The sequence below is a fragment of the Pseudomonas fulva NBRC 16637 = DSM 17717 genome (genome assembly GCF_000730565.1).
GTDB classification, from domain to species: Bacteria; Pseudomonadota; Gammaproteobacteria; order Pseudomonadales; family Pseudomonadaceae; genus Aquipseudomonas; species Aquipseudomonas fulva.
In genome coordinates this window covers 127,779-153,314 of the sequence record NZ_BBIQ01000010.1, presented here as the reverse complement: position 1 = coordinate 153,314, position 25,536 = coordinate 127,779, and the positions used below count along the sequence as shown (strand labels likewise).

The 25,536-nt window shown below is 63.4% G+C and carries 23 protein-coding genes and 1 riboswitch; of the genes, 9 read left to right on the top strand and 14 right to left on the bottom strand.

The annotated features are described in order from the left end of the window. Positions 1 to 27: 27 nt before the first annotated feature. From dbpA to yccS, 3 genes are all read left to right on the top strand, one after another. Complete coding sequence (gene dbpA / locus PFU01S_RS12260; protein ID WP_248694599.1) at positions 28 to 1,365, top strand: ATP-dependent RNA helicase DbpA; 1,338 nt, start codon at positions 28 to 30, stop codon at positions 1,363 to 1,365. Between the two features lie 147 nt (positions 1,366 to 1,512). Then, complete coding sequence (locus PFU01S_RS12255; protein WP_027914004.1) at positions 1,513 to 2,694, top strand: BaiN/RdsA family NAD(P)/FAD-dependent oxidoreductase; 1,182 nt, start codon at positions 1,513 to 1,515, stop codon at positions 2,692 to 2,694. Between the two features lie 123 nt (positions 2,695 to 2,817). Beyond that, positions 2,818 to 5,016 (top strand): YccS family putative transporter, encoded by a 2,199-nt coding sequence (gene yccS, locus PFU01S_RS12250; RefSeq protein ID WP_028687242.1) that lies wholly within the window; start codon positions 2,818 to 2,820, stop codon positions 5,014 to 5,016. A 139-nt stretch (positions 5,017 to 5,155) separates the two neighbouring features. Here the strand turns inward: yccS and PFU01S_RS12245 are convergent, their stop codons facing one another. The 10 genes from PFU01S_RS12245 to tkt form a co-directional block, all read right to left on the bottom strand. Continuing rightward, entirely contained in the window at positions 5,156 to 5,893 is a 738-nt protein-coding gene (locus PFU01S_RS12245; protein WP_027914006.1) for a substrate-binding periplasmic protein, read from the bottom strand. A gap of 145 nt (positions 5,894 to 6,038) precedes the next feature. Continuing rightward, positions 6,039 to 6,335, bottom strand: a complete 297-nt coding sequence (locus PFU01S_RS12240) for a winged helix-turn-helix domain-containing protein (RefSeq protein WP_027914007.1) — start codon at positions 6,333 to 6,335, stop codon at positions 6,039 to 6,041. Between the two features lie 12 nt (positions 6,336 to 6,347). Continuing rightward, entirely contained in the window at positions 6,348 to 6,848 is a 501-nt protein-coding gene (locus PFU01S_RS12235; RefSeq protein WP_023532914.1) for a M48 family metallopeptidase, read from the bottom strand. A 31-nt stretch (positions 6,849 to 6,879) separates the two neighbouring features. Beyond that, positions 6,880 to 9,015: a putative bifunctional diguanylate cyclase/phosphodiesterase gene (locus PFU01S_RS12230; protein ID WP_027914008.1), complete on the bottom strand. Its 2,136-nt coding sequence runs from the start codon at positions 9,013 to 9,015 to the stop codon at positions 6,880 to 6,882. Positions 9,016 to 9,247: 232 nt separating this feature from the next. After that, entirely contained in the window at positions 9,248 to 10,312 is a 1,065-nt protein-coding gene (fba, locus tag PFU01S_RS12225; RefSeq protein ID WP_028687243.1) for a class II fructose-bisphosphate aldolase, read from the bottom strand. A gap of 98 nt (positions 10,313 to 10,410) precedes the next feature. Beyond that, a complete protein-coding gene (locus PFU01S_RS12220) occupies positions 10,411 to 10,740 on the bottom strand; it encodes an MliC family protein (RefSeq protein WP_027914010.1) in 330 nt (109 codons plus the stop codon). A 74-nt stretch (positions 10,741 to 10,814) separates the two neighbouring features. Continuing rightward, the gene (locus tag PFU01S_RS12215) at positions 10,815 to 11,066 is read right to left on the bottom strand and encodes a hypothetical protein (protein WP_027914011.1); all 252 of its coding nucleotides are present in this window, start codon (positions 11,064 to 11,066) and stop codon (positions 10,815 to 10,817) included. Further along, positions 11,066 to 12,229, bottom strand: a complete 1,164-nt coding sequence (locus PFU01S_RS12210) for a phosphoglycerate kinase (protein WP_028687244.1) — start codon at positions 12,227 to 12,229, stop codon at positions 11,066 to 11,068. Before PFU01S_RS12210 ends, PFU01S_RS12215 begins: the two co-directional genes overlap by 1 nt. Positions 12,230 to 12,241: 12 nt before the next feature. Then, positions 12,242 to 13,303, bottom strand: a complete 1,062-nt coding sequence (gene epd / locus PFU01S_RS12205) for an erythrose-4-phosphate dehydrogenase (RefSeq protein ID WP_027914013.1) — start codon at positions 13,301 to 13,303, stop codon at positions 12,242 to 12,244. Between the two features lie 182 nt (positions 13,304 to 13,485). Continuing rightward, on the bottom strand, positions 13,486 to 15,483 hold the full coding sequence (gene tkt / locus PFU01S_RS12200; protein ID WP_028687245.1) for a transketolase: 1,998 nt from the start codon (positions 15,481 to 15,483) through the stop codon (positions 13,486 to 13,488). Between the two features lie 228 nt (positions 15,484 to 15,711). On the opposite strand from tkt, the gene PFU01S_RS12195 reads away from it, so the two are divergent. The 4 genes from PFU01S_RS12195 to PFU01S_RS12180 all read left to right on the top strand — a co-directional run bounded on the left by PFU01S_RS12195 (position 15,712) and on the right by PFU01S_RS12180 (position 20,285). Next, positions 15,712 to 16,704 (top strand): ArsR/SmtB family transcription factor, encoded by a 993-nt coding sequence (locus PFU01S_RS12195; RefSeq protein WP_027914015.1) that lies wholly within the window; start codon positions 15,712 to 15,714, stop codon positions 16,702 to 16,704. A gap of 18 nt (positions 16,705 to 16,722) precedes the next feature. Then, positions 16,723 to 17,913: a methionine adenosyltransferase gene (metK, locus tag PFU01S_RS12190; protein WP_023532964.1), complete on the top strand. Its 1,191-nt coding sequence runs from the start codon at positions 16,723 to 16,725 to the stop codon at positions 17,911 to 17,913. A gap of 143 nt (positions 17,914 to 18,056) precedes the next feature. Continuing rightward, positions 18,057 to 19,754 carry an NAD-dependent DNA ligase LigB gene (gene ligB, locus PFU01S_RS12185; protein WP_028687246.1) on the top strand — a complete coding sequence of 566 codons (1,698 nt, stop codon included), beginning with the start codon at positions 18,057 to 18,059 and terminating at the stop codon, positions 19,752 to 19,754. A gap of 138 nt (positions 19,755 to 19,892) precedes the next feature. After that, positions 19,893 to 20,285 carry a DUF1090 domain-containing protein gene (locus PFU01S_RS12180; RefSeq protein WP_027914017.1) on the top strand — a complete coding sequence of 131 codons (393 nt, stop codon included), beginning with the start codon at positions 19,893 to 19,895 and terminating at the stop codon, positions 20,283 to 20,285. Positions 20,286 to 20,334: 49 nt separating this feature from the next. Here the strand turns inward: PFU01S_RS12180 and PFU01S_RS12175 are convergent, their stop codons facing one another. Further along, positions 20,335 to 20,793 carry a c-type cytochrome gene (locus tag PFU01S_RS12175; RefSeq protein ID WP_027914018.1) on the bottom strand — a complete coding sequence of 153 codons (459 nt, stop codon included), beginning with the start codon at positions 20,791 to 20,793 and terminating at the stop codon, positions 20,335 to 20,337. Positions 20,794 to 20,911: 118 nt separating this feature from the next. Between PFU01S_RS12175 and mltA the strand changes: the two genes are divergently transcribed. Further along, entirely contained in the window at positions 20,912 to 22,063 is a 1,152-nt protein-coding gene (mltA, locus tag PFU01S_RS12170; protein WP_027914019.1) for a murein transglycosylase A, read from the top strand. Between the two features lie 27 nt (positions 22,064 to 22,090). Here mltA and PFU01S_RS12165 read toward each other — a convergent pair whose 3' ends face one another. Both PFU01S_RS12165 and PFU01S_RS12160 read right to left on the bottom strand, forming a co-directional pair. Then, positions 22,091 to 22,477, bottom strand: a complete 387-nt coding sequence (locus PFU01S_RS12165) for an MAPEG family protein (protein ID WP_023533046.1) — start codon at positions 22,475 to 22,477, stop codon at positions 22,091 to 22,093. A gap of 27 nt (positions 22,478 to 22,504) precedes the next feature. Next, positions 22,505 to 23,338, bottom strand: coding sequence for an EamA family transporter (locus tag PFU01S_RS12160; protein ID WP_028687247.1), 834 nt, complete (start codon positions 23,336 to 23,338; stop codon positions 22,505 to 22,507). A gap of 242 nt (positions 23,339 to 23,580) precedes the next feature. Between PFU01S_RS12160 and PFU01S_RS12155 the strand changes: the two genes are divergently transcribed. After that, on the top strand, positions 23,581 to 24,816 hold the full coding sequence (locus tag PFU01S_RS12155) for a cation:proton antiporter (RefSeq protein WP_027914021.1): 1,236 nt from the start codon (positions 23,581 to 23,583) through the stop codon (positions 24,814 to 24,816). Between the two features lie 35 nt (positions 24,817 to 24,851). On the opposite strand, the gene PFU01S_RS12150 is transcribed toward PFU01S_RS12155, so the two are convergent. Beyond that, a complete protein-coding gene (locus tag PFU01S_RS12150) occupies positions 24,852 to 25,253 on the bottom strand; it encodes an acyl-CoA thioesterase (protein WP_023533000.1) in 402 nt (133 codons plus the stop codon). A gap of 178 nt (positions 25,254 to 25,431) precedes the next feature. After that, positions 25,432 to 25,528: riboswitch (S-adenosyl-L-homocysteine riboswitch) on the top strand. Positions 25,529 to 25,536: the final 8 nt, after the last annotated feature.

The following is a 25,536-nucleotide window of genomic DNA, read 5'->3' as shown; positions in this document are numbered from 1 at the left end:
TTTGCCACCTTACCGTTGTCCGCCGCCATGCTGGCCAACCTGGACGCCCTCGGCTACACCTCGATGACGCCGATCCAGGCCCAGAGCCTGCCGGTCATTCTCAAGGGCCAGGACCTGATCGCCCAGGCCAAGACCGGGAGCGGCAAGACCGCCGCCTTTGGTATCAGCTTGCTCAACCCGATCAACCCTCGGTACTTCGGCTGCCAGGCGCTGGTGCTGTGCCCCACGCGCGAGCTCGCCGACCAGGTGGCCAAGGAACTGCGTCGCCTGGCCCGTGCCGAAGACAACATCAAGATCCTGACGCTGTGTGGCGGCGTGTCGCTGGGCCCTCAGATCGCCTCCCTGGAGCACGGTGCGCACATCATCGTCGGCACCCCGGGCCGCATCCAGCAGCACCTGGACAAGGGCACGCTGGTTTTGGGCGGCCTGAACACGCTGATCCTCGACGAAGCCGACCGCATGCTCGACATGGGTTTCTTCGATGCCATCGCCAGCATCATCGCCAAGACCCCAGCGCGCCGCCAGACCTTGCTGTTCTCCGCCACCTACCCCTCCAGCATCAAGCAGCTGGCGGCCGATTTCATGCGCGACCCGCAGCAGGTCAGGGTCGAGAGCCTGCATACCGACAACCAGATCGAGCAGCGCTTCATCGAAATCGCCCCCGAGCAGCGCCTTGAGGCGGTGACCCGTGTGCTGGCCCATTATCGTCCCCAGTCCTGCGTGGCGTTCTGCTTCACCAAGCAGCAGTGCGAGGACGTGGTGGCCCACCTCACGGCCAAGGGCATCGTGGCCCAGGCGCTGCACGGTGACCTGGAGCAGCGTGACCGCGACCAGGTGCTGACCATGTTCGCCAACCGCAGCAGCTCGGTGCTGGTGGCCACCGATGTGGCCGCCCGTGGCCTGGACATCGACGGCCTGGACATGGTCATCAACGTGGAACTGGCGCGTGATGCCGAAATCCACGTGCACCGGGTGGGCCGCACGGGCCGCGCTGGCGAGAAGGGTATCGCAGTCAGCCTGGTTGCGCCTGCCGAAGGCCATCGCGCCCAGGCCATCGAAGCCTTGCAGAAGAGCCCGCTGCGCTGGGACCTGTTGGACAGCCTCAAGAACAAAGGCGGCGAGCCACTGCTGCCGGTCATGAGCACACTGTGCATCGCAGCCGGGCGCAAGGACAAGCTGCGCCCGGGCGATATCCTCGGTGCGCTGACCGGTGATGCCGGCATCCCCGGCAAGCAGGTGGGCAAGATCGCGATCTTTGATTTCCAGGCATTTGTGGCAGTTGAGCGGGCACTGGCCAAGCAGGCCATGCAGCGCTTGAATAGCGGCAAGATCAAGGGCCGCTCCCTGAAAGTCCGCATCGTCTGACATTTATTTCGGGCCGCGTTGCAGCCTGTCGCAAACAAGCCAGCCCCCACAGGGTCATCACAGGCCTCAAGCCGGTGCCGTCCCTGTGGGGGCTGGCTTGCCTGCGATGGGCTGCAACACGGCCGCGGCTATTGATGAGGTAACACCGTGCACTCCACCGACGTGATCATCTTGGGCGCAGGCGCTGCCGGCCTGATGTGTGCCCAGCTCAGCGCCCGCCGGGGCCGCCGGGTCCTGCTGCTCGACCACGCCAACAAGCCAGGCAAGAAGATCCTGATGTCCGGCGGCGGGCGCTGCAATTTCACCAACCTGTACACCGAGCCGAGCAATTTCCTCTCGCACAACGCGCACTTCTGCAAGTCGGCCCTGGCGCGTTACACCCAGTGGGACTTCATCGAGCTGGTGTGCAAGCATGGCGTGCCCTACCACGAGAAAAAGCTGGGCCAGCTGTTCTGCGACAACAAGGCCAGTGACATCCTTGACATGCTCCTGGCCGAGTGCGACGAAGCCGGCGCCGAAATCCGCATGCACACCAGCATCGAGCAGATCGACAAGACCGACAGCGGCTACCTGCTGCGCACCAGCGCTGGCCCATTCGCTTGCCAGTCGTTGGTGATCGCGACGGGCGGCCTGTCCATCCCGACGTTGGGTGCGACCGGTTTCGGCTACCAGGTGGCCCGACAGTTTGGCCATACCTTGCTGCCAACCCGCGCGGGCCTGGTGCCGTTCACCATCACCGAGCCCCAGCTCAAGGCCATGTGCACCGAACTGTCCGGCACCTCGCTGGACTGCACCGCCAGTTGCAACGGCACCAGCTTCCGTGAAAATCTGCTGTTCACCCACCGGGGCCTGAGCGGCCCGGCGATCTTGCAGGTTTCTTCATTCTGGGAAGCTGGCGATACGCTTGAGATCAACCTGTTGCCTGACCGCGATGCGCTGGACTGGTTGCACACCCAGCAAACCGAGCGCGGCAATGCTGAACTCAAGACCGTACTGGGCGAGGTGTTCACGCGCAAGCTGGCCACTTTGCTGGCCGAGCAGTGGTTCGAATCCAAGCCGATGAAGCAGTACACACCGGCCGAGCTGGCCCTGATCGCCGACAAGCTGGCACGCTGGCAACTGGTGCCTGCCGGCACCGAAGGCTACCGCACCGCCGAAGTGACCCTGGGCGGCGTGGACACCCGTGAGGTCTCGTCCAAGACGATGGAGTCGCTCAAGAGCCCGGGGCTTTACTTCATCGGTGAAGTGCTGGACGTGACGGGGCACCTTGGTGGCTTCAACTTCCAGTGGGCCTGGGCATCGGCCAACGCCGCGGCGCAGTTCGTCTAGGGTAGAATCCAACGCGCAGCACGGAACGCTTCTTGCTGGCACGTGCTCAATAGCGGGTGGCGGGGCATCTGGCTGCCCGCTCATCGCTACGGTATTTCTACGATCACTGCCCGGCAGGCCATCATGTCATCGAGCTCGTTACGTCATTCATTGCGTCGCCTGTGGGGCCAGGACAAGTTCAGCTACAGCATCCGGGTGACCATTGCCCTTACCGGCAGCCTTGCCCTGTGCTGGCACCAGAACGAAATGGCCCTGTTGATCCCGCTGTTTCTGGGCATCATCGCCAGTGCCCTGGCTGAAACCGATGACAGCTGGCAAGGCCGCCTCAGCGCCCTGGCGGTCACCCTGGTGTGTTTTGCCATCGCGGCGCTCGCGGTCGAACTGCTGTTCCCCTACCCCCTGATCTTCGTCTGCGCCTTGGCCCTGGCAGCGTTTGCCTTGACCATGCTGGGCGCTTTGGGCGAGCGCTACGGCGCCATCGCATCGGCAACGCTGATCACAGCGGTGTACACGATGATCGGTGTGGACCAGCGCGGCGGGCAGGTGACGGACTTCTGGCACGAACCCATGCTGCTGGTGGCGGGTGCGGCCTGGTATGGGCTGCTCTCGGTGCTGTGGCAGGCATTGTTTTCCAACCAGCCGGTGCAGCAAAGCCTGGCGAAACTGTTCTTCGAACTGGGCAGCTACCTCAAGCTCAAGGCCAGCCTGTTCGAGCCTGTCCGCACCCTGGACGTCGAGGCACGTCGGCTTGAACTGGCCCAGCAAAATGGCAAGGTGGTGGCGGCCCTCAATGCGGCGAAGGAAATCATCCTGCACCGGGTGGGCAACAGCCAACCCAACTCCAAGGTCAGCCGCTACCTGAAACTCTACTTCCTGGCCCAGGATATCCATGAGCGGGTCAGCGCCTCCCACTACCCCTACAATGCACTGGCCGAAGCCTTCTTCCACAGCGATGTGATGTTCCGGTGCCAGCGCCTGCTGCGCAAGCAAGGCGCCTCGTGCCAGGAGCTGGCACGCTCGATTCGGCTGCGACAACCTTTCGTGCTGGCCAGCGGCTTTACCGAGGCACTCGAAGACCTCAACGCTTCGCTCGAACACCTGCGCGGCCAGAACAACCCGGCCTGGCGCGGGCTGCTGCGCTCATTGCGTGCACTGGCGGCCAACCTGGCCACGCTCGATCGCCTGCTCGGTGCTGCAAGCAATCCCGACAGCCTGGCCGATGCCAGCGACAGCAGCCTGCTGGACCGCTCGCCGCGCTCGCTCAGGGACATGGGCAAGCGCCTGCGCACGCAATTGACGCCCACCTCGCTGCTGTTCCGCCATGCTCTGCGCCTGCCGCTGGCCCTGTCCATCGGTTACGGCATGGTGCACCTGATCCACCCAACCCAGGGCTACTGGATCATCCTCACCACCCTGTTCGTGTGCCAACCCAACTACGGGGCGACCCGGCGTAAACTGGTGCAGCGCATCATCGGCACCGCCGTAGGCCTGACCGTTGGCTGGGCGCTGTTCGACCTGTTCCCCAACCCGGTCATCCAGTCGCTGTTCGCGGTCGTGGCGGGGGTGGTGTTCTTCGTCAACCGGACCACGCGCTACACCCTGGCCACGGCCGCGATCACACTGATGGTGCTGTTCTGTTTCAACCAGATCGGCGATGGCTACGGGCTGTTCCTGCCAAGGCTGTTCGATACCCTGATCGGGAGCCTGATCGCCATCCTTGCCGTGTTCCTGTTCCTGCCCGACTGGCAAGGCCGCCGCTTGAACAAGGCGCTGGCCAACACACTGATCTGCGCCAGCGAATACCTGCGCCAGATCATGCAGCAATATGCCTACGGCAAGCGCGACGACCTGGCCTATCGCCTGGCGCGGCGCAATGCCCACAATGCCGATGCAGCGCTGTCGACGACCCTGGCCAACATGCTCATGGAGCCTGGCCACTTTCGCAAGGAGGCCGATGTGGGCTTCCGCTTCCTGGTGCTGTCGCACACCCTGCTCAGCTACCTGTCGGGACTGGGCGCCCACCGCGACACGGCCCTGCCGGCCGAGGCACGGGAGCACTTGATCGAGGGTGCGGGCAGCCGCCTGGCGAACAGCCTTGAGGAGATAGCCAATGGCCTGGCGGCGCGTTCACCGGTAGCGATTCACAGTGATGCCGAAGAAGCGCTCGCCACCGCTCTTGAACAGATGCCCGAGGAGGTGGATGAACATCAGCGCCTGGTACAGACGCAACTGGCATTGATCTGCCGCCAGTTGGCCCCTTTGCGCACGTTGGCGGCGCATTTGATCAAGAAGGATGCTTCGGCAGGTGACGCCTCGCGTTAGGTCTGGCGCGAGGGTATATAGCCTGTTTTGCCTACGAAGACGGGCAAATCTCCAGGCGCTGCGGACCGGCCATGATCAGCTGCGAAGCTCAAATCCGAAGCCACTGCCAAGCCGGCGCCTGGGAACGCCACCCGCTCGCCTAGAACCCATACTGATGCAGTAACCGGTCATAACTGCCATCGGCCTTCATGGCGGCGATGGCCGCATCGAAGCGCGCGACGATCGACTGGTGGTCCGGATGCTTCAGGCTGACCAGGATGTGCAGCGGGTTCTCGCCCAGTACAGGCTCCATCAGCTCTACCTTGTCACGCACATTGTCCGGCTCGCGCTGCAGGTGATAGCGGGCCACGTACTCGTCCTCCACGGCCAAGCTTACACGCCCCGCCGCCAGCATGCGCACGGCGGACGAAAAGGTACTGACCGCAACCTTGTGCAAGCGGGTATTGCCGTCGAACGCGCTCGAGTAGGCGTAATCACGCACCACGGCGATGCTGTAGGGGTACAGGTCCGAGAGGTGCTCGTAATGCAGGCCCGCGTCCTTGCGCTGCAGCAGGCGGATGCGGTTGCTCAGGTAGGCGCTGGAAAACTGCCCGATGCGTGCGCGCGCGTCGTTGTGCCAGGCGTTGATCAGTATGTCGTAACGGCCGTCACCGACGCCTGCCAGGGCCCGCGCCCAGGGTGCCTCCTCGAAGCTGCTGCTGTAGCCCGCCCGCGTCAGCGCCGTGGTCACGATGCTGATGGCCAAACCGCCGCCAGGCATGCTGGCGTCAGTGAAGGGCGGCCAATGGTCCGATACCAGCCGCAGCTTGGCGGCGGCTGCGGCCGGGGGCACCATGACAGTGGCCAGTAACCCGAGAACACAAAGCATCAGCCGCATGCCCAAGCCCTTGTGCGGTGAAGAAACGTACACTGCGAATGAGCTTACACAAAGGCTCTGGCCGGGGCAGCGGCCAATAGTGTCATCTAGCCTCTATTCTGGCCGAACCTGCGATTTTTATTGCAGCGGCCTTAGCGGGTACAGGTCAGGGATAACCCAGTACCTGGCGTACCTGATTCAGGTGAAGCTCGATCCACTGCCGGTCGATGGCCCCCCAGTCCTGTATACGGTAGTGACCTGCGTGATTGCGCGCGCCTTCCTGCTGCTCGAAGGTGCAGACGATGTCCAGATCGGCCAGCGCCGCAAGGGTGTCCTGGGCCGTGCGCCGGGGCATGCCCGTAGCCTGCATCAGCGCAGGCACGCTGGTAGCGGTCTGGCTGTCGATCAGCCAGGCGACGTAAAGACGGCGGTAGAAACTGCTTTTTGTCTTGCTCACTTCCATGCTGCGGGGTCCTCAAGCGTTGCCCGGCAATTCCCGATAGGTCAGGTAGACGCGCAGGTCGAATTCCAGTTGATGGTAGTCCGGCTCCATGTGCTGACAGAGCTGGTAGAACGCCTTGTTGTGGTCACGCTCGCGCAAATGCGCCAACTCGTGCACCACGATCATGCGTAGAAATTGCGGCGCGGCCTCCTTGAACAGCGAGGCGATGCGGATCTCCTTCTTGGCCTTGAGTTTGCCGCCCTGCACGCGAGAGACAGCAGTGTTCAGGCCCAGCGCCCGGTGGGTCAGGTCCAGGCGGTTGTCGAACAGCACCTTGTCCAGCGGCGGTGCACTGCGCAGAAAACGCTGGCGCAGTTCCTGGGCGTAGCCGTACAGGGCCTTGTCGCTTTGTACCTCGTGGCGCTCTGGATAGCGCTTGTGCAGGTACTCGCCAAGGCGGTCGCTGTCGATCATCTGCCGCACTTGCTGTTGCAGGTGCGGTGGGTAGGCTTGCAGGTAGCGTAGGACGGTCATGGCAGTACGGTCGGCGTAACGAGCGCCAATTCTAACCCGCCAGCGGATCAGGCCAGGGGAAAATTGCCGGGAAGTTGCCGGCATCGGCAGCTGTCATGGGGTGCGCTACCAGAAAGCCCTGAACGTATTCGCAGCCTGCGGCTTTAAGCCATTGAGCCTGAGCCTGGGTTTCAACGCCCTCGGCAATCACGGTGATCCCGTAATCGGCACACAGCCCGATGACGCTGCGTGCCAGCGCCGCATCGGTCGACGCGTCCGGCAAGCGCGCCACCAGGTGGCGATCGAGTTTCAGGGTGTCGATGGGCAAATCGCGCAGCATGCGCAGCGAACAGTCACCGGCGCCGAAATCGTCCAACGCCACCCGCACACCCAGCGCACGCAACCGGTCGACCTGCTTGACCGCCGCATCGATGTTGTACATGAGCGAGGTTTCGGCCACTTCCACTTCCAGGTGCGCCGGCTGCAGGCCATAGCGCTGGATGACCCGTTGCAGCTCCTCGACCAGGCTTGGCGAGACGAACTGGGCCCGGCTCAGGCTGATGCCCAACACGATGTCGGTCGCAAAGCGTTGATACCAGGCCTGGCGCTGGGCAGCACTCTGACCGTAGATCCAGCCGGCCAGGCGGTTGATCAGCCGCGCCTCCTCAAGCAGGGGGATGAACAGGCCTGGCGGCACATCGCCAACGCTGGGGTGCTGCCAACGCAGCAGGGCTTCGAAGCCGCGCAGGCGACCATCGGCGAAGGCCACTTGCGGCTGGTACACCAGGGTGAAATCCTGCTGCTCGATGGCTGTACGCACGCCGTCTTCGAGCATCAGGCGGGAGCGGGCGCGGCCATTGAGCTCCTGGTCGTAGAAGCGATACTGCTGGCGCCCTGCCTGCTTGGCAGCGTACATGGCCGCATCGGCTGCGCGCAGCAAGCCTTCTACGTTGCCACCGCAGTCAGGGTACGTGGCGATACCGATGCTCACGCCCAGGCACACGTCCAGCCCATCGATCTGATGGCTGATGGCAATGCGCTCGAGCAGCCGCTCGGCGTAGCGCCCGGCTTGCTCGGCATAGGGCAAGCCGTCGAACAGCGCGGTGAATTCGTCCCCGCCCATGCGTGCCAACAGCGCTTCACTGCCCAGGCAATCCTTGAGTTGCTCGGCCACCCAGCGCAGGACCCGGTCACCGGCATCATGACCAAGGGAGTCGTTGATACGCTTGAAGCCATCGAGGTCCATGTACATCAAGGCCTGCGCCCGGTCCGAACGCTCATTGCGCAGCAACGCCCCTTCGGCCGCCTGGTAGAACCCACGGCGATTGAGCAGACCGGTGAGCGGGTCGGTAATGGCTTGGTATTCGAGCTGTTGGTGCAGGTTGTGCACCGCCGACATGTCCAGCACGGTTACCACCATCGCCTGTTGCTCGGCAGGCAGGGGCGCACATGACAAGGCCACCGGCAGCAGCTCGCCGCTCGGGCGACGCAACTGGGCGTCATGCATGCGGTGGATGCGCCTGGCCAGATAGCTTTGGTGGAACGTCGAATCCTGCCACGTACTCGGCGTGCTCAGCTGCAACAGCCCCAGCAGATCGACGTTCTGCAACTGTTCGATAGGCGTTGCCAGCAGGGAGCAGATAGCCGGGTTGGCGAAGCGGATGATGCCCCCGGCATCCACCACCAGAATACCCTCGGCCGCATTGTCCAGAATCGATGCATTGAAGGCGCGGGCCTCGTCGAGTTCACGGGTCAGCGCCTGCAGGCGCCGCCGATTGCGCTGCTGGTCGAGCAGGGCCTGCACCTTGGGCTTGAGAATCCGCGGGTCGAACGGCTTGAACATGTAGTCCACGGCGCCGTTGGCGTAGCCTTTCAACACGGCGGCCTGGGACTGCTCGTTGGCTGTCAGGAAGATGATGGGCGTGAGTTGGGTTCGCTGGCTGCCGCGCATCAGGCGAGCGACTTCGAAGCCGTCCATCTCAGGCATGTGCACATCCAGTAAAACCAGGTCGACATCGTTTTCCAGCAATGCGCTCAGGGCTTCTCGGCCCGAACTTGCCGTCAGCACCAGCCAATCCTGGCGCGACAACAAGGCTTGCATACTGATGAGGTTCTCTGGGTAATCGTCGACTACCAGAAGCACCGAGCTGCCATCCTGTGGCATGAGTTGAAGGTGAGCGCCATCCATGCTGCATCTCTGTTATATGACCGACTACAAACTGGCCGTTGGATCCAGTTTTACCCCAGGCATGAGCTGATAGCACGCATCACAAGCCAAAAACCATCAGCCACTGACTGAAGGTAGCCGACCGATCGCGGTTTCGCTGACATTCTGTGACATGCAATGGCAGAACGCTTTCGCAGCCACCGCCAGAAACGAAAAACCCGCATCGCTGCGGGTTTTCCGGGGGCCGGTTTGCTTAGTTGACTTTTGCGGCCAGCTCGCCTTTGGCGTAGCGCTGGAACATGCCTTCCAGGGAGATCGGCTTGATCTTCGAGGCATGGCCGGCAGTGCCGAATGCTTCGTAACGGGCGATGCACACGTCGCGCATGGCTTTTACGGTTTCAGCGAAGAACTTGCGCGGGTCGAACTCGCTCGGGTTCATGGCCATGTGACGACGGATGGCACCGGTGGACGCCAGACGCAGGTCGGTGTCGATGTTGACCTTGCGCACGCCGTACTTGATGCCTTCGACGATTTCCTCGACCGGCACACCGTAGGTTTCCTTGATGTCGCCGCCGTACTGGTTGATGATCGCCAGCCACTCCTGCGGTACAGAGGAGGAGCCGTGCATCACCAGGTGGGTGTCGGGAATGCGCTTGTGGATTTCCTTGATGCGGTCGATGGCCAGCACGTCACCGGTAGGCGGCTTGGTGAACTTGTAAGCACCGTGGCTGGTGCCGATGGCGATGGCCAGGGCATCGACCTGGGTCTTCTTGACGAAGTCGGCAGCTTCTTCAGGGTCGGTCAGCATCTGGCTGTGGTCGAGCATGCCTTCGGCACCGATACCGTCTTCCTCACCGGCCATGCCGGTTTCCAGCGAGCCCAGGCAGCCCAGTTCGCCTTCTACCGACACACCACAGGCATGGGCCATGGCAACGGTCTGCTGGGTGACGCGCACGTTGTATTCGTAATCGGTCGGGGTCTTGCCGTCTTCGCCGAGCGAGCCGTCCATCATGACCGAGCTGAAGCCCAGCTGGATGGAGCGCTGGCAGACATCCGGGCTGGTGCCGTGGTCCTGGTGCATGCACACCGGGATGTGCGGGAATTCTTCGATGGCCGCCAGGATCAGGTGACGCAGGAACGGCGCACCTGCGTACTTGCGCGCACCGGCCGAGGCCTGGACGATCACAGGGGAGTCGGTCTTGTCAGCCGCTTCCATGATGGCGCGCATCTGCTCAAGGTTGTTGACGTTGAAAGCCGGTACGCCATAACCGAACTCGGCGGCGTGGTCCAGCATCTGGCGCATGCTAATGAGTGCCATTGTGTATCTCTCTCCCGACAAGCGTCGTTGTTTCGTGCAAGCCTGCCGCAGGGGCAGTTGCTGTTCAAGTAGTGTGGGCCACCTAGCGGCCCGGCCAGTCACGGTGCCTTGCAGCCCCGCCCTATCAGATCGTTGGTCGCCACCCAGTACACCAGGCCCTCTTCGCCCTTGGTGTGAAACGCCAGCATGCCGTCGCTGTACAGCGCGCCGGAGGCGCCGGGCTCGGCCTTGAGCCGGTACACCTGGTCGCCGCCGCCAAGGCGTACGTCAACCTGGTCACGCTGGGGGTCGGCAAACCGCCACAGCACTTCGGCCTGGGTGTCGCAGACCCACCGGGTCCAGTTGTCCGCCGGCGCGGTCTGCGCCGGTTGCAGCAGTGAACATCCTGCCAGTGTCGCCAGGGCCATTACGGCCAAGAGCGCTTTCATTCAGTTACCTCGATGGGCAGCACACGGCCCTTCTCCAAGACCACAAACCGGCCTGCAGGTTGCCAGCGGCCCGATCAAGGGCAGCCGGGCGCCTTGCGCTGGTGCTCTTCGTCGTACTTTTCCAGCCCTTCCGGGCCTACGCGCTTGCTGATCACTGGCACGGTTTCGGCTTGCCATTCGGACTGATAGCAACCGCCCTTGGGCGGTTGCGCCGGGTCGTCCTGGGCATCCGGGCTGCCGGCGCAGGCGCTCAGCAGCCCGACCAGCAGCAACACAGGCAACTGCTTGGCCATCAGGCCACTCCTTTTGCCAGGCGCCGTGTTCATCAGGCTTTGGCCCGCTCTTCGAGCATGGCCACCGCTGGCAGAACCTTGCCTTCGACGAACTCGAGGAAGGCGCCGCCACCGGTAGAAATGTAGGAGATATCCTGGCTGACGCCATATTTGTCGATGGCTGCCAGGGTATCACCGCCACCGGCGATGGAGAACGCGGCGCTGTCGGCGATTGCCTTGGCCAGCACCTGGGTGCCATTGCCGAACTGATCGAACTCGAATACACCAACCGGGCCATTCCACAGGATGGTCTTGGAGGACTTGAGCAAGTCGGCGAACTGGGCGGCGGTCTGCGGACCGATGTCCAGGATCATGTCGTCGGCCGCAACATCGGCAATGGCCTTGACGGTCGCTTCGGCGTCTTCGGCGAAGGCCTTGGCAACCACCACATCGACAGGCAGCGGCACGCTGACCTTGGCGGCAATGGCCTTGGCCGTTTCGACCAGATCGGGCTCGTACAGCGACTTTCCGACCGTGTGCCCGGCAGCCGCCAGGAAGGTGTTGGCGATGCCGCCACCGACGATCAGCTGATCGCATACCGAGCTCAGGCTGTTGAGCACGTCCAGCTTGGTGGACACCTTGGAGCCGGCGACGATGGCGGCCATTGGCTTGGCCGGGGCCTTCAGCGCCTTGCCCAGGGCATCCAGCTCAGCTGCCAGCAACGGGCCAGCCGCCGCGACCTTGGCGAACTTGGCAACGCCGTGGGTGGAACCCTCGGCGCGGTGAGCCGTGCCGAAGGCGTCCATCACGAACACATCGCACAGCGCCGCGTACTGCTGGGCCAGCTCATCGGCGTTCTTCTTCTCGCCCTTGTTGAAGCGCACGTTCTCGAACAGCACCAGCTCGCCTGCCTTGACCTCGACGCCACCCAGGTAGTCACCCACCAGCGGCACGTCACGGCCCAGCGCCTTGCTCAGGTACTTGGCAACCGGTTCAAGGCTGTTCTCGGCAGAGAATTCACCTTCAGTGGGGCGGCCCAGGTGCGAGCAGACCATCACCGCCGCACCCTTCTCCAGGGCCAGCTTGATGGTCGGCAGCGCTGCCTGGATGCGCGCATCGCTGGTCACCACACCGTCCTTGACAGGCACGTTCAGGTCTTCGCGAATCAGTACGCGCTTACCTTGCAGGTCCAGGTCGGTCATCTTCAACACGGTCATGAATGCGGTCCTTCAGGGCTGTTTGTTGCGGGTTGGGTGGACGACGTGCAGAAAATGTCCGGCAACGTCGAGCATACGGTTTGCAAACCCCCATTCGTTGTCGAACCAGGCCAGCAGGTTGACCAGGCGCGGGCCTGATACACGGGTCTGGCTGGCATCGACGATGGCCGAATGCGGGTCGTGGTTGAAATCACAACTGGCGTGGGGCAGCTCGGTGTAGGCCAGCAGCCCCTTGAGCGGCCCGGTCAGCGCCGCCTCGCGCAGTACCCTGTTGACCTCGGCTGCGGTGGTGTCGCGAGCGGTCTGCAAGGTGATGTCCAGGCACGAGACGTTGACCGTCGGCACGCGTACCGCTTTGGCCTGGATTCGCCCGGCAAGTTCCGGGAGCAGACGCTCGATGCCGCGCGCAAGGCCGGTGGACACCGGAATCACCGACTGGAACGCCGAACGGGTACGGCGCAGATCTTCATGGTGATAGGCGTCGATCACTGGCTGGTCGTTCATGGCCGAGTGAATGGTGGTGATCTGTACATAGTCGATGCCAAATGCCTGATCCAGCACCCGCAGCAGCGGTACACCGCAGTTGGTGGTGCACGAAGCATTGGAGACCAGCCGCTCAGTGCCGGTCAGGCAGTGCTGGTTGATGCCGTACACCACCGTGGCATCGACGTCAGCCTCGCTGGCCATGGGCTGGGAGAACAGCACCCTTGGCGCACCGGCCTCGAGAAAGCGCTGGCCATCGGCACGGGTGTTGTAGGCGCCGGAACACTCCAGGACCAGGTCCACGTCCAGGGCCGCCCAGTCGATGCCTTCGGGCGTGGCGCTGCGCATCACCTTCACGCAATCGCCATTGATGTGCAGGCAATCGCCATCGACCTTGACCTCGCCGGGAAAGCGCCCATGGGTGGAGTCGAAGCGGGTGAGGTATTCCAGGCTGGCCTGGTCGGCCAAGTCGTTGAGTGCGACGATCTCGAAATCGGCCCTGCTGCCCCGCTCGAACAGCGCGCGCAGAACACAGCGGCCGATACGGCCATAACCGTTGAGTGCAACTTTATAGGGACGCAAGTGGGACATTCGTTGACTCGCTAAGCGTGATGGCTTCGAGGCCGCATGGCGGCCTATCGCGGCACAAGGCCGCTTCCACAGGTACTACGCCGTGGCTGGCGACAGTACCTGTGGAAGCGGCCTCATGGCGCGATGGAGGGCGACGCCCTCCCCTCGCACGACCAGGAGGGCATCCTGCCCTCCCTGATACATCAGTCTTCCAGCAGCTCTTCGGCGGTACCGAGGATGTTCTCCAGGGTGAAGCCGAATTCTTCGAACAGTGCCGAGGCCGGCGCCGACTCACCGTAGGTGGTCATGCCGATGACGCGGCCTTCGAGGCCGACGTACTTGTACCAGAAGTCGGCATGTGCCGCTTCGATGGCGATACGGGCACTGACTTCCAGTGGCAGCACCGACTGCTTGTAGGCAGCATCCTGGGCATCGAACACGCTGGTCGACGGCATGGACACCACGCGTACATTGCGGCCTTGCTCGGTCAGCTTGTCGTAGGCCTGAACGGCCAGGCCCACTTCGGAGCCGGTGGCGATCAGGATCAGCTCAGGCTCGCCAGCGCAATCCTTGAGCACGTAGCCGCCACGGCTGATGGCAGCGAGCTGCTGCGCATCGCGGGCCTGGTGCTGCAGGTTCTGGCGCGAGAAGATCAGCGCCGATGGACCATCCTTGCGCTCCAGAGCGTTCTTCCAGGCCACGGCCGACTCCACGGCATCCGCCGGGCGCCAGGTGTCCAGGTTCGGCGTGGTGCGCAGGCTGGTCAGCTGCTCGATCGGCTGGTGGGTCGGACCGTCTTCGCCCAGGCCAATGGAGTCGTGGGTGTAGACATGGATCACGCGCTGCTTCATCAGCGCCGACATGCGCACGGCGTTGCGGGCGTATTCCATGAACATCAGGAACGTCGCGCCGTAAGGCACCAGGCCGCCGTGCAGTGCCACGCCGTTCATGATGGCGGTCATGCCGAATTCACGCACGCCGTAGAACACGTAGTTGCCGCTGGCATCGCCAGCTTCCACGCCCTTGCAGCCCTTCCACAGGGTCAGGTTGGAACCGGCCAGGTCCGCCGAACCGCCGAGGAACTCGGGCAACATCGGGCCATAGGCGTTCAGGGCATTCTGGCTGGCCTTGCGGCTGGCGATGGTTTCGCCCTTGGCCGCCACTTCCTCGATGTAGGCCTGGGCCTTTTCGCTGAAATCGGCAGGCAGGTCACCGGCCATGCGGCGCTTGAACTCTGCGGCCAGCTCCGGGTGCGCCTGAGCGTAGGCGTCGAAACGCTGGTTCCACTCGGCTTCAGCCTTGGCACCGGCTTGCTTGGCGTCCCACTCGGCATAGATGTCGGCGGGGATTTCGAACGGACCGTGGTTCCAGCCCAGTGCCTGACGGGTCAGGGCAATTTCGTCGTTACCCAGCGGCGCGCCGTGGGACTCTTCCTTGCCCTGCTTGTTCGGCGAGCCGAAACCGATGGTGGTCTTGCAGCAGATCAGGGTCGGACGGTCGCTCTTGCGGGCGGTCTCGATGGCCGTCTTGATCTCTTCGGCGTCGTGGCCGTTGACGTTGCGGATCACCTGCCAGTTGTAGGCTTCGAAGCGCGCCGGGGTGTTGTCGGTGAACCAGCCATGCACTTCACCGTCGATGGAAATGCCGTTGTCGTCGTAGAAGGCAACCAGCTTGTTCAGCCCCAGGGTGCCGGCCAGCGAGGCCACTTCGTGAGAAATGCCTTCCATCATGCAGCCATCGCCCAGGAACACATAGGTGTTGTGGTCGACGATGGTGTGGCCGTCACGGTTGAACTGGGCCGCCATGACTTTTTCGGCCAGGGCGAAGCCCACGGCGTTGGCGATGCCTTGGCCGAGCGGGCCGGTAGTGGTCTCGACGCCAGGGGTGTAACCATGCTCCGGGTGGCCAGGGGTACGGCTGTGCAGTTGACGGAAGCCCTTGAGGTCGTCGATCGACAGGTCGTAGCCGGTCAGGTGAAGCAGCGAATAGATAAGCATCGAACCGTGGCCGTTGGACAGCACGAAGCGGTCGCGATCGGGAAATGTCGGGTTGCTCGGGTTGTGCTTGAGGTAGTCGCGCCAAAGAACCTCGGCGATATCCGCCATGCCCATGGGGGCACCGGGGTGGCCGCTGTTGGCCTTTTGCACGGCATCCATGCTAAGGGCACGAATGGCGTTGGCACGTTCACGACGGCTGGGCATCGCTGATCTCCTGGGGGCTTGAATAGGTGGTGATACGAAAAAGGCGTCCATTTTCGCCCACTGGGGCGCTTGGGGCAAACATTTAAGCAGCAAGCGGCGTGCATTGGTCCGATCATCGACCGCAATGGCAACACAAGGGTAATGGCTAATGGGCAACGGACCTGCAATATCAAAACTTTTTGATATAGGCCTTGCTAGGGCAACGATGCCTGTCTAGACTCCCGCACCATGAACCTTCGTGCGCAAGCAATACCGGAACAACGCGAGGCACTGGCCGCCCTGTGCAAGGCCAGTGGCGACGAGTTGCGCCTGAATGTGCTGCGCGCCCTGGCCAACGATTCCTTCGGCGTGCTGGAGCTGGCGCAGATCTTCGACATCGGCCAGTCGGGCATGAGCCACCACCTCAAGGTGCTGGCCCAGGCCGACCTGGTAGCCACCCGTCGGGAAGGCAACGCCATTTTCTATCGCCGCGCCCTGCCCGACAGCTTGCGCTTGGGCGGACGCTTGCACGCCGCGCTGCTCGACGAGGTCGATGACCTGGCCTTGCCCGCCGAGGTGCAAGGCCGCATCGCCCAGGTGCAGCAGCGCCGCGCGGCAACCAGCCAGGACTTCTTCCTGCGCGTGGAAGAGCGCTTTCGCGCCCAGCAGGACCTGATCGCAGGCTTGCCGCAATATCGCGAGAGCCTGCTGGCGCTGCTCGACAAGCTGCATTTCGACCCAAGCGCCAGCGCGCTTGAGGTCGGCCCCGGCGATGGGGGGTTCCTTCCGGACCTGGCTCGGCGTTTTGCGCAGGTTACCGCGCTTGACAACAGCCCGACCATGCTCGAACTCGCCCGCCAGGTCTGTCAGCGCGAAGGGCTGGACAACGTGAACCTGCAGTTGGCCGATGCACTGGGTGCAACGGATGTGGTCGCCGACTGCGTTGTGCTGAACATGGTCCTGCATCATTTCAGCGATCCGGCCCTGGCGTTGTGCCAGCTGGCCAAACGGGTGAAGGCAGGCGGCAGCCTGTTGATCACCGAATTGTGCAGCCATGACCAGGGGTGGGCGCGGGAAGCCTGCGGCGACCTGTGGCTCGGCTTCGAACAGGACGACTTGGCCCGCTGGGCCAACGCGGCAGGCCTGTCCCACGGGGATAGCCTGTACGTAGGCCTGCGTAACGGTTTCCAGATCCAGGTCCGCCATTTCCAGCGGACGGCTGGCGACATACACCATCGGTAAATTTCAGGAACCTTCGAGATGAGCGAATACTCCCTTTTCACCTCCGAGTCCGTGTCCGAAGGGCATCCGGACAAAATCGCCGACCAGATTTCGGACGCCGTGCTGGACGCGATCATCGCCCAGGACAAGTACGCCCGCGTCGCCTGTGAAACGCTGGTCAAGACCGGCGTGGCGATCATTGCCGGCGAGGTGAGCACCTCGGCCTGGGTCGACCTCGAGGACCTGGTACGCAAGGTCATCATCGACATCGGCTACAACAGCTCCGACGTCGGCTTTGACGGTGCCACCTGCGCCGTGATGAACATCATCGGCAAGCAGTCGGTGGACATTGCCCAAGGCGTCGACCGTTCCAAGCCAGAAGACCAAGGCGCCGGTGACCAGGGCCTGATGTTCGGCTACGCCAGCAACGAGACCGAAGTGCTGATGCCAGCGCCGATCTGCTTCTCGCATCGCCTGGTCGAGCGTCAGGCCGAAGCACGCAAGTCCGGCCTGCTGCCCTGGCTGCGCCCGGATGCCAAGTCGCAGGTCACCTGCCGTTACGAAGGTGGCAAGGTCGTGGGTATCGATGCGGTGGTGCTGTCCACCCAGCATAACCCCGAGGTGTCGCAGAAAGACCTGCAGGAAGCGGTCATGGAGCTGATCGTCAAGCACACGCTGCCTGCCGAACTGCTGCACAAAGGTACCCAGTACCACATCAACCCGACGGGCAACTTCATCATCGGCGGCCCGGTCGGTGACTGCGGCCTGACCGGTCGCAAAATCATCGTCGACTCCTACGGTGGCATGGCCCGCCACGGCGGCGGCGCGTTCTCGGGCAAGGACCCGTCCAAGGTCGACCGTTCCGCCGCCTATGCCGGCCGCTACGTGGCCAAGAACATCGTCGCCGCCGGCCTGGCCGAGCGCTGCGAGATCCAGGTCTCGTATGCCATCGGCGTGGCCCAACCGACCTCCATCTCGATCAATACCTTCGGCACTGGCAAGGTGTCGGACGAGAAGATCATCCAGCTGGTGCGCGAGTGCTTCGATCTGCGTCCATACGCCATTACGACCATGCTCGACCTGCTGCACCCGATGTACCAGGAAACCGCTGCTTACGGCCACTTCGGTCGCACCCCGCAGCAGAAAACCGTGGGTGACGACACCTTCACCACCTTCACTTGGGAACGCACTGACCGCGCTGAAGCGCTGCGTGACGCTGCCGGCCTGTAATTTCCTACAGCGCTGAGCGAAAGCCCCTGCCGAGCAATCGGCAGGGGCTTTTTTGTGACATATCGCCTGACAAACCGCCCGAGGCGAACACCGTGAAAACCCCATAGGCTCGGCACACTTCAAGCCACGCAAGGAAGCGGGCCATGCCAATCGTATTGCTGCTGATCATGGTGGTGTTGCACCTGCCGCCGACCTGGGCCAACCCGTGCCCGGACTGGACACCGGCACGCTCACACGCACAGATCGCCCAACTGAGCGCAACGCTCGCCCATTGGGACGAACGTTATCACCGTGACGGCGTGGCACTGGTGGCCGATGAGCTGTATGACCAGAGCCGCGATCACCTGGCCATGTTGCAGCGCTGCGTTGGCCTTGCGACCGAGGCCTCGCCGCTGGCCAGGGCGGGCGGTCCGGTCGTCCATCCCGTGCCGCACACCGGCGTGCAGAAGCTGGCCGACTTCCGGCGGGTTGCCGGCTGGATGACTGGCAAGACCGACCTGTGGGTACAGCCAAAGGTCGATGGCGTGGCGGTGTCACTGATCTACCGCCAGGGCCGGCTGACCCAGTTGATCAGCCGAGGCGACGGGGTCCGGGGGCACGATTGGAGCCGCCATATCCCACAACTCGAAGGGATTGTCCGGCAGCTGCCCCGCCCGCTCGATCTGTCGCTGCAAGGCGAGCTCTACTTGCGCCTTGAAGGCCACATACAGGCAAGCGCAGGGGGCCTCAATGCCCGTGGCACGGTCGCCGGCCTGCTCGCTCGCCACCAGATCGACGAGGAACAAGGCGCCCGCCTCGGTCTGTTCGTCTGGGAGTGGCCCAAGGGGCCTGAACAGCAAACCGAGCGCCTGTCGCAGCTGGCCCAACTGGGCTTTGCGGACAGTCAGCGCTACAGCGTTGCGATAAACACCCCCGAAGAAGCTGCGCGGTGGCGGGACCACTGGTTCGGCACGCCGCTACCCTTCGCCAGCGATGGGGTGATCCTGCGCCAGGGCGAACGCCCGCCTGCCCAACGCTGGCAGGCCAAGGCGCCGTACTGGATCGCAGCCTGGAAATACCCCTACACACAAAAATTGGCGCAGGTGCGCGAGGTGCGCTTCCAAATCGGACGCACAGGTAAGGTCACCCCCATCGTTCACGTCGAGCCGGTGACCCTCGATGACCGGCGCGTGACCCGTGTCAGCCTGGGCTCGCTGTCACGCTGGCAGGCATTGGACGTTCGTCCAGGCGACCAGATAGCCATCAGCCTGGCAGGGCTGACCATCCCCCGTTTCGACCAGATCGTGCATTACTCGGTCGAGCGCCAGCCAGTCACTGCACCGGCAGTCGACCAATACCATGCCCACAGCTGCTGGCGTGCCGGAGAAGGCTGTAATGAGCAGTTCATCGCTCGCCTCAGCTGGCTGGCCGGCAAACAAGGCCTGGCCCTGCCAGGAACGGGCCCAGGAACCTGGCGACGGCTGGTCGAGGCAGGCCTGGTTTCGACGATGACCGACTGGCTGGAGCTCGATGCCGGGCGCCTGCAAGAGGTGCCAGGCATCAGCACCCTGAGGGCAGCCCAGTTGCTGGCCGCCTTCGAACAGGCCCGCTTGCGTCCATTCACACAATGGGTTCGCGGTATCGGGACACCTATCGGCAAGGGGGTGGCGCTGCCCGGTGACTGGCCGACGGTGGTTGCCCAGACGCGTGGGCAGTGGCAAGCCCAGCCTGGCATCGGCTCGAAACGGGCGGACGAACTTGCGCGATTCTTCGCCAGCGCCGAGGTGCAAGCCATTGGGTCACATCTGGCCGGGCAAGGTGTAGACGGGTTCTCGGAGCAGCCGCTCAGGCCTGAGCAATGATTATTTACCAAAAAAACTGTAGGAAAAGCCGGAGATTTAGCGGCCCAGTCTTATCAAGGGTTCCTAAATGGCCAAAACCAAGGCAGGATTTCCATCCAGAATTTTTCTCGTTGCCCTGCCCCGTCCAGGAGGCTTTTCATGAAACGCTTTTCTTCCCTTTTTCTGCTCGCGGCCTTGGGCCTGGGCGCAGGCGCTGCACAGGCAGCCGCGCCCGATGCCGGCCTGACCGGTTGCGATGCCAAGCGCAGCGCGATCGAGAACCAGCTCAAGATCGCCCGTGAGCACGGCAATGCCGCGCAGGCGGCCGGGCTGGAGGAGGCCTTGCGTGGCGTGGCCAACTGCACCGAGGCCAGCCTGCGCAAAGAGCGTGAGCAGAAGGTGCTCGATGCGCGCCATGAGGTGGCCCAGCGGGAGAAGGACCTGAAAAAGGCCGAGAAGAAAGGCGACGCCGAAAAAATCAACAAGCGCAAGGACAAGCTCGCCGAGTCCCGCAAGGAACTGCAGGACGCGGTAGACGACCTTGACCGCTGAGGCCAGCGCCTGAGGCGGCGCACGGGCCAGCCGCCGCCTGCCGCGTCATTCAATGGTTACGAAATTCGCTGTGGCACGCCCGGCATGCGTTTTCGACCTTGTCCATGGGTGCCTTCAACTGCGCAGCGTCCAGCGACGGCTGGCGGGTCGCTTGCACCAGCGCTCCGGTAGCTGCCTCCAGCTGCCGGGCCAGGTCTTGAAAGCGCGCCTGCCGTTGCCACACCTCGGGTCGCGCCGCGCTGCCTTCGCCCTCGGGTACCTGCGCAAAGTGCTGCCAGGGTTGGTGAGACAGCGTATCCAGGGTGTCCGCCCCTTGGGCGAAGCGACCGGCGTCGAACGGCAGTCGACCACGCAACATGCCGCCCAGGTCCTCGCTTGTCTTGAGCATGTCCTTGAAGATGGCCTTGCGCTTGCCCAGTGGGGAGTTGGGGTCAACGCCCCCGCAACCTGTCAGGCCACTACCCAAGGTCAATGCTGCAAGCACCACAACGCCCAACCGCTTAAACATCTCGCCTACCCATGCCTGGAAAAAGGGCCGGCCAGTATCGCTGCCAATAGGCGAAAGACCAATAGCCACATAAAAAACAAGGGTGAACTGCGTGTTCGTCCATGACAGGAATACACCGATGAAACATGCCTTGCGCCACCTGGCCTGGACACTCCCGCTACTGGCCTTGCTGGCCGGCTGCGACAACGACCAGACGGCAAAGCCCGAGCCCCACGCCATCGCAACCTACGCGCCTGGTACCTGGAAAGACCTGCCAACGGTCAGCGACGAAGACCTGCTCGCCGGTTTCTATGCCTGGCGCAGCGGCTGCGAAAAGCTCAAGCGCGACCCGGTCTGGGCGGCCACCTGTGAAGCCGCTGGGAGCCAGCCGGCAAGCGCTGCACAGGTGCGCACCTTTCTCGAGCAGAACCTGGAGGTCTATGGCCTGCGTTCGGCTGACAACAGTGCCAACGGCTTGATCACCGGCTATTACGAACCTGTCTACCCTGGCAGCCTGACCCCCTCTGCCACCTATGATGTGGCGGTCTACGGCCCTCCCGAAGACATGATCACGGTGGACCTGGCCAGCGTGTACCCCGAACTCAAGGGCAAGCGCCTGCGTGGTCGCCTCGAAGGGCGCGTGCTCAAGCCCTACGACACTGCTGAGGTCATCAACCGCAACGGCGCCAAGGCCCCGGTACTGGCCTGGCTGACCGACCCGATGGACTTGCAGTTCCTGCAGATCCAGGGCTCTGGTCGCGTCCAATTGGAGGACGGGCGCCAGCTGCGCCTGGGTTACGCTGACCAGAACGGTCATCCGTATCGTCCGATTGGCCGCTGGCTGGTCGAGCAAGGGCAGCTGAAAAAAGAAGACGTGAGCATGGGCGCCATTCATGCGTGGGCCCAGTCCAACCCTTCACGGGTTCCCGAATTGCTGGCCAGCAACCCCAGCTACGTGTTCTTCAGCACGCGCCCCGACAGCAACGAAGGGCCACGTGGCTCGCTCAACGTTCCACTGACGGCAGGCTACAGCGTGGCTATCGACCGCAAGGTCATCCCGCTTGGCAGCCTGCTGTGGCTATCGACCACCCGACCGGACGGCAGCCCCGTTGTGCGCCCGGTCGCGGCCCAGGACACTGGGGGCGCTATCGCAGGCGAGGTTCGCGCCGACCTGTTCTGGGGGACCGGCCAGGCAGCCGGAGACCTGGCCGGGAACATGAAGCAGCAGGGCCAGATCTGGATGCTGTGGCCCAAGGGCCAACCGCTGCCTGAAGTGCCCAAGGTCCCGTGACGGGGGCCTCGGCACCGGGCGATGCGGTCAGGCCGAGACCACGAAGAACGCCACGATGATCGCAAGGCCAGCGAACCAGACCAGCGAGCGCAGTGCCGCCCAGTCGGCGAGGTAGCAGATGATGTAGAGCAGCCGACTGGTGATGTACATCACACCCAGCACATCCTGGGTCACCTGTTCGGCGTTGCCGACGATGTCTGCCACCAGCACAGCGGCGGCGAATGCCGGAAAGGCTTCGTAACCGTTCTGCTGGGCTGAGTGCGCGCGGCGCGGCAGCCCCGACAGGGTATCGAGGAAGGCGCGCGGGTCATGGTTGTGCTTCAAGCCGAACCGGCCGCTCGCCAGCTTGGCGATCAGCGCACAGAGCGGCGGCAGGATCAGCGCGATCAGGATGCACCACAGGGCAACGGTCATGGACAGGGTTCCTCATTTGTCATTCGGTCAGAGCTTCATTACCAGCATACCTGCCAGTACCAGCCCGCAAGCTAGGAGTCTTGGCCCGCCGAAAGGTTCTTTGAGGTAGCGCATCCCCAGCAACACCACAAGGATCACGCTCAGCTCGCGCAGCGCCGCTGCCTCGGCCACCGACCCCAGGTGCATCGCCCAGAGCACCAGGGCATAACTGAACAGCACGCACAGGCCGACGGCAAGGCCCAGCCGCCACTGGGTTTTCCAGAACAGCACAAACGGTGCCCGTCGCGCCACTGCGGCCAGCGCGGGGAATTGCCAGGCACTGAGCAGCGTCAGCCACACCAAGTAGTCCCAAGGCTTGCCCCATTCGCGCACGGCCTGACCGTCGAACCAGGTATAGCACCCGATGCACAGCCCGATCAGGGCCACCACCGGCAACATCGACCACGGCAGCCGGTCTCCGCCACCGCCCTGCCACAACAGGCAGGCCATGCCACAGGGAATCAGCAGAATGCCGATGATCTGCTGCTGGCTCAGGGGTTCTCCGGCAAACGCCAGGGTCAGCGCCAGTACGACCAGAGGCGACAGCCCACGCATCAGCGGGTAGACCAGGCCCAGGTCACCCACGCGATACGCCTTGATCAGCAGCCAGCGGTACAGCTGCTCGGCAAACGCCGAAGCCAGCAACCAGGGCCAGATACCGGCAGGCGGGATGTCCACGAAAGCCACCGCAGGCATCACCAGGGCCAGGGCCACCGTGTCCATGCTGGCAATGACCAGCAGGCGCTCGCCGCTGAATTTGATCAGGGTGTTCCAGGTCGCATGAAGCAAGGCAGCGATCAGCACCAGAGACGTGGCCAACACGCGGTGGGTCCTCAAGGGGTTACCGGACGCAGACTATAAGCCCTGGCCAGGTGAGCGCGTCAATCACGAAGCGGCCTCGCCACCCCCTGTTACAGCCCGCCCACCGCCTTTGGCAGGGCGCTAATGGGAACGATTAATGCAAAATCGGTCAAACCCTGTGCCCCGAACCCCTCGTCAGGTCATCAAAGAGCTGCCCGAGTCATTCGGGTGACGACTTGGAAGCCACTGTTACAGGAATCGGGATGCTTGAATTAGTTGCCGCGTTTATCTGCCTTACCACCCTTCTCACCTATGTGAACTACCGATTCATCGGCCTGCCACCTGCGATCGGCGTGATGGTCACGGCCTTGCTGTTCTCGCTCATGCTTCAGGCATTGAGCCTGATCGGCTTTCCTGGCCTGGAAGCCCGCGTCGAAGCGCTGATGAACCAGATCGACTTCAATGACCTGCTGATGCACTGGATGCTGGCGTTCCTGCTGTTCGCCGGTGCCTTGCACGTGAACTTGTCCGACCTGCGCAGCTACCGCTGGCCCATCGGCCTGCTGGCGACCGTGGGCGTGCTGATCGCCACCGTGGTCATCGGCTACCTGTCGCACTGGGTGTTCGCGATGTTCGGCTGGCAGGTGCCGCTGATCTACTGCCTGCTGTTCGGCGCGCTCATCTCGCCGACCGACCCGATTGCGGTGTTGGGCGCCCTGCGTACGGCCAATGCTCCTAAACCCCTGAAGACCACCATCGTCGGCGAGTCGCTGTTCAACGACGGTACTGCCGTTGTGGTCTTCACCGTGCTGCTGGGCATCATCCAGCTCGGTGAAACCCCGAGCATCGCCGACACGGCGCTGCTGTTCGTTCGCGAGGCCATCGGTGGCGTGCTGTTTGGCGGTGTGATCGGCTACGCCACCTACCGCATGATCAAGAGTGTGGAGCAATACCAGGTCGAGGTCATGCTGACCCTGGCGCTGGTGATCGGTGGCTCGGCGATGTGCTATGAGTTGCACGTCTCGGCCCCTATCGCGATGGTGGTGGCGGGCCTGATCATCGGCAACCTGGGGCGCAACCTGGCGATGAACGACATGACCCGTCGCTACATGGACGGTTTCTGGGAGTTGATCGACGATATGCTCAACGCGCTGCTGTTCGCGTTGATCGGCCTGGAGCTGCTGTTGCTGCCTTTCAACTGGCTGCACATGGCCGCCGGCAGTGTATTGGCGCTGGCCGTGCTGCTCTCGCGCCTGCTGACCGTGGCGCCGGCCATCGTGTTGCTGCGGCGTTGGCGCCCGGTGCCCAAGGGCACGGTGCGGGTGCTGACCTGGGGTGGCCTGCGTGGTGGAGTATCGGTAGCCCTGGCGCTGTCGTTGCCTTTGGGTGAAGAGCGTGACCTGCTGCTGTCGATCACCTACATCGTGGTGCTGTCCTCGATCCTGGTGCAGGGCCTGAGCATCGGCAAGGTGGTACGCAGGGTCAGCGTACAACCCTGAAAGAAGCGGGGCTGCACCCTGCAGCCCCCAGACCGTCACTCCACGGCGGAGTCGGGGAACTGGTCCTGCACGTACTTGATTTCGGTACGCCCGTGGGGCGCAGGCAGCCCGTCCTCGCCCAGGTTCACGAAGACCATGCGTTCGACGGTCAGGATGCTCTTGCGCGTGATCTTGTTGCGCACTTCGCAGCGCAGCGTGATCGAGGTGCGGCCAAACTCGGTGGCGGTGATGCCCAGTTCGATGATGTCGCCCTTGCGCGAGGCACTGACGAAATTGATTTCGGACATGTACTTGGTCACCACGCGCTGGTTGCCCAGCTGCACGATGGCATAGATGGCCGCTTCCTCGTCGATCCAGCGCAGCAGGCTGCCACCGAACAGCGTGCCGTTGGGGTTGAGGTCTTCGGGTTTAACCCATTTGCGGGTGTGGAAGTTCATCGGGACTCCTGAGCATCCTGGCTTGCGTAAAACGATGATGGCAGAGCGGCCAGCGCCGCTCCACCCAACATCGACTATCGTCTCGATTAATCGACAGAAAACCTTGGGGATGGTGCCGCACCCGGCTATAATCGTGGCCGTTTTACATGGCCGTCCACAGCGGCGCCATGCCCGCCACCTGTCCGAGGGGCGCTGCAGCAGGCTCGACCTGTCAGGCTCGGATGGGGCGTTGTCCGCTCCCGCGGACGCTCAACGCACAACGGCGCCCATTCGCACACTACGA